Source organism: Ensifer sp. ENS07 (assembly GCF_014852185.1).
Lineage (GTDB): Bacteria > Pseudomonadota > Alphaproteobacteria > Rhizobiales > Rhizobiaceae > Ensifer > Ensifer adhaerens.
The window spans coordinates 1-13,405 of sequence record NZ_JACVBE010000007.1 but is presented as its reverse complement, the minus strand read 5'-3'; the positions used below and the strand labels follow the sequence as shown (position 1 = coordinate 13,405).

The window sequence follows — 13,405 nt, the reverse complement described above, 5'->3', positions numbered from 1 at the left end:
GGACTTGGTTTGACATGTTGAATTGTCGTTTCCTCGTCATTTCGGGGATTGCTGCGCGCGTGAAATCACGGGGGCGACGCTAAATCGCAGCGCGCTCGACCTATTTTCATCGGTAGGGGCGTCCACTTGGGGCCACGAACCCTCAATGCCTGCCTGCTGCATTAAGGTAGAGGTATCCGGCCACTTCGATTCTTTGTGCGCCGAGGCTGCACAGGAATGCCGCGAGTTCAAGCGTAGGCGAACCATGGATCGCGTTTTGTAGATGGTCCGGCACTGCCGCTTCCTCCATCCTTCAACGAGCTCAACTCGAAGGTACAGTCGTTCGCCCTCAGCGGCGCGAGCAAAGGAATGGACATTTGATGGGATATGACGATTTTCGCTATCTGACGTTTGAACATCAAGAGCATGGCGTCCTGCTCATCACCATCAATCGGCCCGACAAACTCAATGCAGCCAACCGAGTCCTGCACCGCGAATTCGCGGAGGTTTGGCTGACGATCAAGGACGATCCTTCCGTCAGGGTCGCAGTCATTACCGGCGCCGGTCGTGCGTTTTCCGTGGGTGGGGACCTCAAGGAAGGTACCGAAACCATCGGTCAAATCGACCAGGTCATCGCCACCGGTGAGGAGGCGCTACGGATCGTCTACAACATGATCCATCTCGATAAGCCGATCATCTCCGCGATCAATGGCCCGGCCGCCGGCGCCGGGTTAGCGGTGGCATTGACGGCGGACATCTCGATCATTGCGGAAGACGCTCGTGTGACCGATGCTCACATGAACATCGGCGTCGCTTCCGGCGACCATGCGGCTATGGTCTGGCCGCTCTACTGCGGTCTCCCAAAAGCAAAGCTCTACCTGCTCACTGCAGACATCATAAACGGGCGCGAGGCGGAGAGAATTGGTCTCGTGTCGATGTGCAAGCCGAAAGATGAGGTCCTGTCCAGCGCCTTGGAACTTGCCGCCAGGCTCGGTCAGAAACCGCAACGAGCGTTGCAGTGGACAAAGCGGTGCCTCAATCATTGGCTGCGCCAAGCGGCCCCCGTCCTTGATCTTTCAGTCGCATACGAAGGCCTGAACTTCATGGAGCCCGACGCACAAGAGGGCCTCAACGCCTTCTTGGAAAATCGAAAGCCCCTCTTTCCTTCAACACGGTGATCCCATGCATCTGGCCCATTTACTCCATCGCTCAGCGCTACGTTATCCCGGGCGTCCCCTATGGTTGGGAGCAGACGTCAATATCAATTACGGAGACGGCGTCCGACGAATAAACAAGATCTCCAACGCCCTGCTTGGGATGGGTAGGCAGCGTGATCGCGTTGTTATCGTTTCGACAAACAGGTTCGAAGCCTTCGAGGCCTACCTCGCCGCTTTGAACGCGGGAATGACCGCGACCCCACTCAGCCCCAAGCTGCACGCGTCTGAGCTCTCCCTCATGATAGCGGACTCGGGCGCGCGGTTCGTCATTTTCTCGCCGGAATACATCGAGGCAATCTCTTCAGTTCGCGGGCAACTACCCACTGTCGAACAGTGGGTCTGCATGGAAGACGCTCCAGGTTTCGTGGCGTACCGAAACCTGCTTGAAGGCAGCACAGATTCACGCCCTGACCTGCTGATCGAGCCAGACGATGTTGCCTGGCTCTTTTACACCTCTGGTACGACTGGGAAGCCTAAGGGGGTCATGGAAACACATCGCAATCTTCTTGCGATGATCCAGCACCTTCGCTTGGGCGTATTCACGGACGCAGATGAAACCGATGTGGTCATGCATTTTGCTCCGATCGCCCATGCGACGGCCAGCGTTGGCTTGGCTCATCTTTCGGTCGGCGCTGCCCAGTGCTTTCCGCTGACTTCGAATTTCAACCCGGAAAAAGCGCTGGAGGCGATCGAGCGTTTTGGGGTTTCGGCAGCTTTCCTGGCGCCGACGATGGTTCAGATGCTCTTGCAGTGCCCGAGCGTCGCGAACTACAACGTCAAGAGCTTGAAAAACGTCCTGTGCGCAGGTGGCCCCATGTATGTGGAGGTGCTTCGCAAGGCAATTCAGGTGTTTGGTCCAGTGTTCTGCCAGAACTATGGGCAGAGCGAGGCGCCTGCTCTGGTCGGTGTCCACAAGTCAGAATATGACCCCCATGATCCGGCCAAGTCGAGCCGGCTTGGATCCGTGGGCCGCGAATATCCTGGCGTCATGCTGAGGCTCGTGGACAGTGAAGGACGCGAGGTCGGGCGCAACGTGCCGGGAGAAATCACGGTACGCTCGGATGTCGTTATGCCCGGCTACTGGAACCGTCCGGAGGCAACGGCTGAAGCGTTGAAGGACGGCTGGCTCCATACCGGAGACGTTGGATACCTTGACGACGAAGGGTATCTGTTCCTTACCGACCGCGTGAAGGACTTAATCATCTCGGGCGGTTCCAACATCTATCCGCGCGAGGTTGAAGAAGTCCTCCTGCAACATGAAGCGATCAACGAAGCCTGTGTGATCGGTGTTCCCGATCAGACCTGGGGTGAATCGGTGAAAGCAGTCGTTGTCTTGAAGGCGGGCGCCGATGCGCCGACTGCGGACGCGCTCATCGAGTTTTGCCGCAGCAGACTCGCCTCGTACAAGAAGCCAAAATCCGTCGACTTCGTCGAAGCCCTTCCGAAAAACGCCTACGGAAAGGTACTGAAGCGAGAGCTAAAGTTGGCCTATTGGCAAGATGCAGTTCGCCAGAATTAACTGGAACCAGACAATGTCATTTCCAACCAACCTTTCAGCCACGAGTCTTGAAATGTCCCGGCTCCGAGTGAACGGAGCGCGATTGCTCGATCGTCATCATGCCATGGCATCGCATGGTGCGACCGGAAATGGCGGCGTTGTCAGGCCCGCACTGAGCGCCGAGGAGACAGCTGCACGGCGCACTCTGCTTGATTGGGCGCGCGAACGCCGCTTCACGTGTGCCATGGATCCGATCGGCAATCTCTTCATCCGCCGACCAGGATCCGACGACGCTTTGGCGCCCGTCCGGATAGGGTCGCATCTCGACAGCCAGATGCCAGGAGGCAACTACGACGGCGTATATGGCGTGCTGGCGGCTTTCGAGGTGCTGGAGACGATCGATGATCATGGCCTGGTCACGAAATTTCCACTTGAAGTGGTCGTATGGAACAATGAGGAAGGCTGCCGCTTTCCCCCGACCACAATGGGCTCGGCAGTGCACGCCGGCGAACTGTCGATCGACGCCGCGCTTGAAACAACGGATGTCAATGGAGTGTCCGTGCGCTCTGCTTTGGAGGCCAGTATCCGGAGCCTGGGAAAGCTTCAGCATATCCCGCTCGGAACCCCTACAGCCCTCTATCTCGAGGCGCACATCGAACAAGGTCCTGTCCTGGAGGCAGGCGGACTTGCCCTAGGCGTCGTCACGGATATTCAAGGCGTCGCTCAGTTTCGCGTCACCGTGAAGGGCGAGCTCGCCCACGCCGGTACGACACCAAAGTATCTTCGCAAGGACGCTCTGCGATATGCAATGCAGTTGATCGATGAATTGTCAGCGCGTGTCGAGCGCTACGATGATCGCGTCCGTTTCACAGTGGGCTCGTTGCGCGTTTTTCCTGACGCGGTAAATACTGTTCCGGGCGAAGTGAGCTTTACGATCGACTTGCGACATCCGGACCGCTCCGTCCTCAAAGAGCTCTGTGAATTGATCGTGAAGGTCAGTACCGCTGAAGACTCGCAATTCGTAGCGAGCGTCGTCCAAATCCTGGATTCACCGCCGGTTCGCTTTGACAGCAACATAGTCTCGACCATCCGCCAGATAGCAAGCTCGATGGCCGAGTCGACGGACATAATATCGGGCGCCACTCACGACGCAAAGCTGCTTGCCTCAACGTGTCCGGCGGGGATGATCTTTATTCCGTGCTATCGCGGGATCAGTCACAATGAAGATGAGTATGCAGAGCCGAGCCATATGATCGTTGGCGCTGACGCTTTGCTAGTGTCGGTTCTACGGTTTGCAGCCCCAAGCGCGTGCGATGCCGCTCACTAAGTGAGGGGTTGGCTTAAAAATCCGGTTTGGCAGATACCAGTCTGCATTGGGGTTGCGCCGCAGCATCTGACGGCGTCAACGGAATGACGTCGCAGCACCGGGCATTGGCAGTGGAAGGCACTGATGGAATTCACGATCAGCGAAGAACAAAGCGCCATCTTTGAGATGGCTCGCGATTTCGCCGCACGCGAGATCGCGCCTCACGCACGGCAATGGGAGAAGGACGGGACAATCCCGCGCAATCTCTGGCTGGAGCTTGCGCAACTTGGCTTTGGCGGGCTCTATGTCTCTGAAAGCTCGGGTGGCGCGGGGCTTTCCCGCTTCGATGCGACACTTGTTTTCGAGGCATTGGCGATGGCCTGCCCATCCGTTGCGGCATTCTTGTCGATCTACAACATGTGCGCGAGTATGATAGATCGATACGGATCCGACCATCTCCAACAAGTGTATCTACCTAAAGCCGTCGCAATGGAGACGGTGCTGTCCTACTGCCTGACGGAACCGGGCGCCGGTTCCGACGCAGCCGCACTCAGGACGCGAGCGGCGCGTGCCAATGGTCACTTTGTCCTCAACGGCACCAAGGCGTTCATCTCCGGCGGTGGCTACTCGGATGCCTACATTGTCATGGCACGGACCGGAGCCGAAGGTGCAAAGGGCATCTCTGCCTTTGTGGTCGATAAAGACGCTTCAGGGCTAAGTTTCGGTAGCTTGGAAGACAAGATGGGCTGGAAAGCCCAGCCGACCCGACAGGTGCAGATGGACGACTGCTCCATCCCTGAGAGCAACATGCTTGGTGAGGAAGGAAACGGGTTCCGCTACGCGATGGCCGGCCTGGATGGCGGTCGCCTTAACATTTCGGCCTGCTCTCTGGGCGGCGCCCAGGCGGCACTCGACGCCACGCTTGCGTATATGGGCGAACGCCAGGCATTCGGCAAAAGCCTGGATCAATTTCAGGCGCTGCAGTTCCGCGTGGCAGATCTGGAAATCGAGCTCCAAGCCGCCCGCGTGTTCTTACGTCAGGCTGCATGGAAACTCGATCATGGCGCTGCCGACGCAACAAAGGCTTGCGCGATGGTAAAGCGGTTCGTGACCGAAACTGGCTCACGTGTCGCCGACCAGTGCCTGCAGTTGCATGGAGGGTACGGGTATCTGGCCGACTTCGGCATTGAGAAAATCGTACGTGACTTGCGCGTGCATCAGATCCTCGAGGGGACGAACGAGATCATGCGACTGATTGTTGCGCGCCAGTTGCTCGCAGAGCGGGGGTGAATGTGGACGAAATCGATATCCGAACTGACAAGAAAATCGGGCGCATCACGCTTCGTCGCCCCAAGGCTCTGAATGCGCTCACGCACAACATGTGCCTCGCGATCGAGGCGGCGCTCGAAAGCTGGCGTAACGACACTACTGTGGCGCTGATTGTTATCGACGCCGAAGGTGAAAGGGCCTTCTGCGCCGGTGGGGACATTGCCGAGCTTTATCGAGCCGGTCGCACCGGCGACTATGAATACGGCCGCAAGTTCTGGCGCGACGAGTATCGCATGAACTGCAAGCTGGCCGAGTTTCCGAAGCCCATCGTCAGCCTGATGCAGGGGTTCGTGATGGGCGGCGGAGTTGGCGTTGGCTGCCATGCGAGCCATCGCGTCGTTGGTGCAACCACGCGTCTGGCCATGCCGGAATGCGGCATCGGCCTCATTCCCGACGTGGGAGCGACCCGCATTCTAGCCCAAGCACCCGGTCGTCTGGGCCGCTATATCGCCCTTACCGGAGCCCAGCTTGGACCTGCGGACGCCATCCATGCCGGATTTGCCGATTTCCATATACCCGACGAACGATGGCCCGCGATAATAGAAGCTTTGGCGCAGACGGGCAATGTGGGAGTGCTGCAGGATGAAATCGTCGACGCCGGATCGGCGCACACGTTGCAAAGCCGGCCCGAGATTGACGCGCTCTTTGCCGGCCGCGATGTCGCGGACATTCTGAAACGGCTGGAAAACACGCAAAGCGACTTCGCCCGGTCGGCTTTGAGCGCCATGGCAAAAGCAAGCCCCCTCGCCCTGGCGTCGGCCTTTGCGATCCTCGATGCATACAACGGCGGTGGCGTCCGTGAGGCACTGTCGCTCGAATACCGCTTCACGCATCGCAGTTGCGAGCACTCCGACTTTCTGGAGGGCATCCGTGCGGCAATCATCGACAAGGACCGTACTCCGAAATGGCGACATCGGTCGGTCGCCGAGCTGGATAGAACGGCGGCTTTTGCAATGCTTGGTCCGCTCGGCGCCGCCGAACTGACATTTGATCAAAAGGAGACGGTAAAATGAACATTGGCTTCATCGGCCTTGGAAACATGGGCGGTCCCATGGCCGCAAATCTGGCCAAGGCAGGCCACAACGTGACCGGGTTCGATCTGGTGGCAGACGTTCCCGAAGCAGTGACCAAGGCGGGCTCCGCAGCGGAGGCTGCCGAAAATCGCGACGTGGTCATCACCATGTTGCCGAATGGCAAGATATTGCGCTCCGTCGCCGAAGAGATCCTGCCCGTGATGAAAGCTGGCGCGGTTCTCGCCGACTGCTCCACTGTAGATGTCGAGAGTGCACGCGCGGTGGCTGCAATGGCCGAAGCCGCGGGGGTGTTAGCGCTCGATGCACCTGTTTCCGGTGGTATCGGCGGCGCGGTGGCGGGTACACTCACATTCATGGTCGGCGGATCGGACGCGGCTTTCGCAGCCGCCGCACCGCTCCTCGACGTCATGGGCAAGAAGACCGTACAGTGCGGAACGTCGGGCGCCGGACAGGCCGCCAAGATCTGCAACAACATGATCCTCGGGGTCACAATGACGGCCACGTGCGAGGCTTTCGCGCTCGCAGACAAACTTGGACTGGACCGAGCCAAGATGTTCGATGTCATCTCGACCTCTTCAGGCTACAGTTGGTCGATGAACGCATATTGCCCGGCTCCGGGCGTCGGCCCCCAGAGCCCGGCAGACAACGCTTACAAGCCGGGCTTCGCCTCCGAACTCATGCTCAAGGACTTGCGCCTGTCGCAATCCGCAGCCGTGTCCGCGGATGCCGACACGCCTATGGGGGAGCTCGCAATGCGGATCTATGAAGCATTCGTCGAGGAAGAGGACGGCAGGGGGATGGATTTTTCCGCCCTCCTGCCTCGCTTCGAGAAACGCGGACGAGCGCACGAGGAAATTTAAGAATGACCGAAATGATAACGGTGGAACGCGTCGGAAGGGTAGCGGTGCTGAAGTTCAACCGCCCAAAACAGCTGAACGCGTTGAACGCTCAACTGGCGGCGGAACTTGTGGAGACGGCGAGCACGCTCGACCGCGACCGCGATCTCGGGTGTTTTGTATTGACTGGCAATGAGAAGGCCTTCGCGGCAGGCGCAGACATCGCGGAAATGCAGGAACGCACCTATCCGGAGATGGCCGATGAAGACTACTTTTCGATCTGGGAAGAGTTTTCCGCGATCCGCACTCCCAAGATTGCTGCAGTCAACGGCTTCGCTCTTGGTGGAGGCTGTGAGGTCGCGATGTTGTGCGACTTCGTCATCGCGGGGAGATCTGCGAAATTCGGGCAGCCGGAGATCAAACTGGGTGTTATTCCGGGAATTGGCGGCAGTCAACGGCTAAGTCGGCTGGTGGGACGCGGGCTTGCCATGGATCTGATCCTGACCGGGCGAATGATGGATGCCGAAGAGGCGAAGTCCGCGGGTCTGGTTGCGCGCCTCGTCGACGATGACAAGGTTCTGGAGACAGCGATCGCTGCAGCAGCGCAAATCGCGAGCTATTCCAAATCTGCAGTCCGCTGGGCACGGGAAGCTGTCAATCGCTCCGACGAAGTGACGTTGAGGGAAGGTATTCTGTTCGAACGGCGCGTCTTTCACAGCCTCTTTGCGACCCAGGATCAGAAAGAAGGTATGCAAGCCTTTATCGAGAAGCGCACGCCCAAATTCTCCGGCAAGTAGGGCGAAGAATTAGAAACTGAACCGTGAAATCCTATTCGTCTGTCGGCCGCCTCATACGCATACTGCGGCCGACGCCGACCGTGCAGGCGGGGTCCGGAACAAGGTGCTTTGCAGCGGCTGTAACACAGTGCGGAACGCCGCGCTGCCAACGCGCCAGATCCCTAGTGCGAAACGAATCGGGGTCACTCATCCTGCTGGGCGAGCAGGCGTTCGAAGCGCAAGCAGCGAAAGCCCTCACAATCGACGGCAAATCTAAGGGATATCAGGCCAAACGGCACGGCGGATCCCGGTCCGCAGAGCCTCGCGCCAATCCGAACCGTGCAGGGCTCATTTCCGATACAATTCGTTCAAACGCCCCCATACAGTGCAGCGAACATAGGTCACGGGCGGTTTTAGGCCAGGCTTTGCAGGGTTTTGCCGAACCGTAGTGAGTTGCATCTGCAGGTATAACGATGGAGCGAAGAAGATGACATTGACCGAAGCCGCCTTGTCCCGATCTCAGTTCACTCTCTCAAAAAACGACACTGACCTCCTTCTACAGGCTGACTACCAGCACCTGACCCACGCCTGGCCGGTGTTTCGTTCCAAGGTCAATGAGGACGCACTGCTGATCAGTGGTGGCGCCGGCGCGCGCGTGTTCGACGCGAGCGGGCGGCAGTATCTGGACGGCATGGGGGGCCTCTGGTGCGTGAACATGGGCTATGGCCGTGACGAAATCTGTGATGCCGTCGCCAGTCAGTTGCGCATAATGCCCTACTACAGTCCGGCCGATGGCTTGGCTCACGCACCGGGTGTGAAGCTTGCTGAAAAGATCGCCTCGCTTGCGCCCGGTGACCTCAACCACGTTTTCTTCACCTGCGGCGGCTCGACGGCAAACGATTCCGCGCTTCGCTTCATCGAGTTTTACCAAAGCATTCGCGGCAAACCACAAAAGCGCCTCGTAATCACGCGTCAAAGGGCTTATCACGGCAGCACGATCATGACGGCCTCCATGGGCGGCAATCCCGCGGAGCGCAGTCCACACCTACGGTTCGTAATGGACAATTTCCGTCAGGTGTCATGCCCAAATCCGTATCGACGCCCCGAGGGGATGAGCGAAGAAGCATTTTGCGACTTCCTTGTCGATGAACTCCGCTCCAAAATCCTCGACCTCGGGGCGGACAACATCGCCGCGTTCTTCGCTGAGCCCATCCTTGGCGCAGGAGGCGTAATCGTACCGCCGGAGGGTTACAACCGCAGAACCTGGGAAGTCTGCCGCGAATTTGACATCCTTTATGTTGCCGACGAAGTCGTCACTGCGTTTGGCAGGCTCGGTCATTTCTTTGCTTCCAAAGAGGTCTTTGGAACCGAGCCTGATATGATTGTGTTCGCCAAGGGAGTGACCTCGGGCTACCAGCCGCTCGGCGGGTTCATCTACTCGGACGCGATCCACGCTACGCTTGTTGCGGCGAATTATCCCTATCCGCTGAGCAATGGATACACCTACTCTGCGCATCCCGGCGCATGCGCAGCCGGTCTCGCCAACATCGCGCTGATGGAGAACGAACACATTTGCGCGCATGTCCGGATGGAAGGGGCTCACTTCGAGAGGCGAATGAAGGAACTAGCTGACATCGGTATCGTCGGCGAGGTTCGGGGCAGTCACTTCATGATCGGCATCGAATGCGTCAAGGACAAGGACACAAAGGAACCATTCGATCCCTCGATTTCGGTCGGCGATATCGTCGCCCGTCATGCTGGCGAACTCGGCCTGATCGTGCGCCCTCTTGGCAGCATGATCATCCTTTCGCCACCGCTGGTGCTTTCAAGAGGTGAGATCGACGAATTCGCGCGGCTGCTGCGGCTCGCTATACTGCGCTGCCAGGAGGAGCTTGTGCGCGATGAGAAGTGGGGACTCGCCAGCTCTGACCATGTGAAGTCATGAGGATCGTCTACTCGGACAGGCATTTTGGTCACAAGGATCGCGTGGAACCGGTGGGTGCGACATTCGTTGCAGTTTCGGAAGTGCCGGAGCGTGCTTCGGCCATACTACGGGAGGTGACCGCGAGGCGGCTTGGAGACGTATCGCCGCCAGTCGAGAGCGGGCTTGCTCCCATTCTCGCAGTGCATTCGCCGGAATACGTCGACTTCCTTTCATCTGCCTGGCGTCTTTGGACCGAAACGGGGCGCAGCGGACCGATTGTGCCAAGTTTCTGGCGCATGAGGCCAGCCGGGATGCGCCCCGGTCTCGGTGTCGAGAACATGGTCGACTACTACGCGCGCGATCCCGGTGTTTGCCTGGTTGAAGGCAGTTGGGAGGCGATACTCTACTCTTCCTATTGCGCCACCACGGCAGCGGCCTGCGTGGCGTCAGGCGATCAGGCGGTGTTTGCGCTCTGCCGCCCACCCGGACACCATGCCGGGCCAGATATCATGGCCGGCTCGTGCTTTCTCAACAATGCCGCTATCGCGGCTGCCCAATTGTCAAGACAGACATCCCAAAGGGTCGCGGTCCTTGATCTCGACTATCACCATGGGAATGGCACGCAGGAAATCTTCTACGAATCCGATCAAGTTCTGACATGTAGCATCCATGCCGATCCACAGACCGCCTATCCGTTCTATACCGGCGCAGCGGAAGAGAAAGGCAGGGGTAAGGGTGAAGGTCTCAACATCAATCTCCCCCTTCAGCCTGGTTGCGCTTTTGACCGATGGAGCGGTGCGTTGGGGATGGCGCTTGACGCTATCAGGGAATTCGGCGCCGAGACCGTCGTTATCGCGCTGGGCGTCGACACATATAAGGATGAGCCCAATCCGACCTGTCACTTCCAGCTGGAAAGCGAGGACTTCTTGCGGGCGGGCGAGATGATTGGCGCGCTCGGCCTGCCGACGGTGATCACAATGGAGGGCGGATACAACCTGGATATGTTGGGGATCAACGTCGCGAACTTCCTTGAAGGGTTTGCTTCTGCAAGCGGCTAAGGTCGCAAGCACGCCCCAAAGCGCTCAGGCAATTCTATTGGAGAAGACATGGCTCTGCCAGACCAGCCTATTGCATATGTCAACGGACGCTTGGTGCCCCAGGAAGAGGCAGCAATTTCGATTTTCGATCGGGGCTTTCGCACCGCCGACGCCGTTTTCGATACTGTGCGCACGATAGCGCATAAGCCGTACAAGCTGCGCGAACACACCAAGCGCCTGTTCAGGTCGCTGCGATACGCTCGCATTGATGCGGGCATGTCCATCGAAGAACTGGAGAGCCTGACGTTCGAAGTGCTCGAACACAACGTCAGATTTCTCGATGCCGACGACGACGTGTGGATCCGCCAGTTTGTGACCCGAGGCATGGCAAGCCGGATAGGCCTTCCATCCGACGGTAGGCCGAGCATCATCATTCATACGGAGCGTCTCCCTTTCTCTTCCATCGGCAGGGGTTATCGAGACGGCGTACCTCTGCTGGTTCCTTCGGTGCGCATATGCGCGTCGTCCGCTCCCGATTCGCGCATGAAGACGACGAGCCGAATGCTGAATAATCTGGCTATCCAACAAGTATCCGCGATAAGTGCGGGTGCTGATGCCCTCCTGCTGGACACCGATGGATATGTGGCCGAGGGCACGGGAGCAAACTTCTTCGCCGTCATTGAGGGTGAGTTGCTGACCGCGCCTGACAGCCACGTGCTCATGGGGATTTCTAGGCAGACAGTGTTTGAGCTGGCAAGCCGCATCGGCATCCCGCTTCGGGTCACTCGAATGAGCCTATATGATGTGCAGAATGCCGACGAGGCCTTCTTGACCGGGACCAGTTTCTGCATCTTGCCTGTGCGCAGCATTGATGGGGAGTTGATGCAAGCCGGGGCTCCGGGGCCGGTGACCCGGCGCCTCACGACGCAGTGGATTGCAGAGGTCGGACACGATTTCGTATCGCAGGCGACATCACGCCTTTCGCAGTAGAGCGCACTTTCGTCCCCGCATCGCTCCACAGCCAGGGCAAGCATGGCTGTGGAGCGATGCTTTCTCCGAGCTGCCTAGACGGGGCTGTATCTTTTCAACCAGTGGGCATAAGCCTCCGGCAGGAACTGCGTGGGCTGATCTACTTTCAACGTGCCAGCGGCGGCATAGGTCCAATTTGGTGACGCAAGATGTGCGCGGCCGACCATTACCATATCCAGCTGCTCACCCGAAACGGCCTGCTCGGCCGCAAGCGGCGATATGCTCCACGAAGTCGCAACCGGAAGGCCGGTCTCATGCCTGACGCGCGCGGCAGTCGGAACAAGAAACGACGGTCCCCACGGTACGGATGCTTCGGGTATGGTGAACCCGACGCTCACGTCAACGAGATCTACACCGGCCTTTTTGAACGCCCGGAGCAACTGGATCGACTCCTCGAGAGTTTCCTCGTCGCGACCGTCAAATTCAACGACGCCGAAGCGGACCGCCAGGGGCAGACGCTCCGGCCAAACAGAGCGCACGGCCTCCACAATCTCCAGCGGAAAGCGGGATCGACCTGCGAAGTTTCCACCGTAGGAATCTTCTCTGAGATTCGAATGGACCGAAACGAAGCTCTGCACCAGATAGCCATGCGCAAAATGGAGCTCGAGCCACTCGAAGCCGCTATTTGCAGCGCGCCATGCGGCGTTGGCAAAATCCTGTTTGACGCGCTTGATTTCATCAGTCGACATTTCTCTTGGAAGGCGAGGTAGGTTGGCTCCGAATGCGATCCTGGAAGGCGCTATTGGCTGCCATCCGCGTGGATCGTCTTCTGCGAGGTGGTTGTCGCCCTCCCACGGACGGTTGGCGCTGGCCTTGCGGCCAGCGTGGGCGATCTGGATACCCGGCACGGCGCCTGCCGCCCGAATAGCGCTTGCAACGGACGCGAGCCCTTTGCCCTGCTCATCGCTCCAGAGCCCGAGACATCCTTCGGTGATGCGCCCCTCAGGTGCCACGGCGGTCGCCTCCACGAAGACCAGTCCAGCTCCGCCGCGTGCAAGGTTTGCATAGTGCGGGAGGTGCCAATCCGTCACCGAACCTTCGACACCGCTGTATTGGCACATCGGAGATACAGCGATGCGGTTGCGCTGCACCGTGTCCTTTAGTCGAAACGGCTCAAACAATTTTGACATGGTCGATAGCGCCCTGTTGCGTAGCGGTTCGCGCTATCAGGCGGCCGCCGGCCTGAAAAGACGATACCAAATCACCGATACTCGCTTCGATGGCTTGCCGGATCGTCGCGCGCGGTCAAAATCTCCAGAAGAATTCATCCGCGGTGGCAAACACGTCGAGCAAAAAAGCACAAGGCACCCGCGGATCCTGTCCCAGGGAGTGGTGTAGGTGGCGGCCTTGGTCGCCGCGTTCTCCGGCATGGGCCGGGATGATCAGCGCGCCACGGCTGGCAGGCTGATGAGCGGATCATCGCTCATCTGGCTGATGGTT

Annotated in this window: 11 protein-coding genes; 10 read left to right on the top strand and 1 reads right to left on the bottom strand. The window is 58.8% G+C overall.

Annotation, left to right across the window (positions count from 1 at the left end; all coding sequences use genetic code 11):
• Window positions 1–359 precede the first annotated feature (359 nt).
• The 10 genes from IB277_RS21070 to IB277_RS21025 all read left to right on the top strand — a co-directional run bounded on the left by IB277_RS21070 (window position 360) and on the right by IB277_RS21025 (window position 11,926).
• Complete coding sequence (locus tag IB277_RS21070) at window positions 360–1,157, top strand: enoyl-CoA hydratase/isomerase family protein (protein ID WP_192371581.1); 798 nt, start codon at window positions 360–362, stop codon at window positions 1,155–1,157.
• Between the two features lie 4 nt (window positions 1,158–1,161).
• Window positions 1,162–2,715, top strand: coding sequence for a class I adenylate-forming enzyme family protein (locus tag IB277_RS21065; RefSeq protein ID WP_192371580.1), 1,554 nt, complete (start codon window positions 1,162–1,164; stop codon window positions 2,713–2,715).
• Window positions 2,716–2,797: 82 nt separating this feature from the next.
• Window positions 2,798–4,021, top strand: coding sequence for a M20 family metallo-hydrolase (locus IB277_RS21060; RefSeq protein ID WP_210339638.1), 1,224 nt, complete (start codon window positions 2,798–2,800; stop codon window positions 4,019–4,021).
• Between the two features lie 123 nt (window positions 4,022–4,144).
• Window positions 4,145–5,290 (top strand): acyl-CoA dehydrogenase family protein, encoded by a 1,146-nt coding sequence (locus IB277_RS21055; protein WP_192371578.1) that lies wholly within the window; start codon window positions 4,145–4,147, stop codon window positions 5,288–5,290.
• 2 nt (window positions 5,291–5,292) lie between these two features.
• Window positions 5,293–6,342, top strand: coding sequence for an enoyl-CoA hydratase/isomerase family protein (locus tag IB277_RS21050; RefSeq protein WP_192371577.1), 1,050 nt, complete (start codon window positions 5,293–5,295; stop codon window positions 6,340–6,342).
• Window positions 6,339–7,223 (top strand): 3-hydroxyisobutyrate dehydrogenase, encoded by an 885-nt coding sequence (gene mmsB, locus IB277_RS21045; protein WP_192371576.1) that lies wholly within the window; start codon window positions 6,339–6,341, stop codon window positions 7,221–7,223. Before IB277_RS21050 ends, mmsB begins: the two co-directional genes overlap by 4 nt.
• 2 nt (window positions 7,224–7,225) lie before the next feature.
• Entirely contained in the window at window positions 7,226–7,996 is a 771-nt protein-coding gene (locus tag IB277_RS21040; RefSeq protein WP_192371575.1) for an enoyl-CoA hydratase-related protein, read from the top strand.
• A gap of 466 nt (window positions 7,997–8,462) precedes the next feature.
• A complete protein-coding gene (locus tag IB277_RS21035) occupies window positions 8,463–9,920 on the top strand; it encodes an aminotransferase (RefSeq protein WP_192371574.1) in 1,458 nt (485 codons plus the stop codon).
• Window positions 9,917–10,957, top strand: a complete 1,041-nt coding sequence (locus IB277_RS21030; protein ID WP_192371573.1) for a histone deacetylase family protein — start codon at window positions 9,917–9,919, stop codon at window positions 10,955–10,957. Before IB277_RS21035 ends, IB277_RS21030 begins: the two co-directional genes overlap by 4 nt.
• Window positions 10,958–11,005: 48 nt before the next feature.
• Entirely contained in the window at window positions 11,006–11,926 is a 921-nt protein-coding gene (locus tag IB277_RS21025; protein ID WP_192371572.1) for an aminotransferase class IV, read from the top strand.
• 74 nt (window positions 11,927–12,000) lie between these two features.
• Here the strand turns inward: IB277_RS21025 and IB277_RS21020 are convergent, their stop codons facing one another.
• Complete coding sequence (locus IB277_RS21020) at window positions 12,001–13,095, bottom strand: NADH:flavin oxidoreductase/NADH oxidase (protein ID WP_192371571.1); 1,095 nt, start codon at window positions 13,093–13,095, stop codon at window positions 12,001–12,003.
• Between the last annotated feature and the right edge of the window lie 310 nt (window positions 13,096–13,405).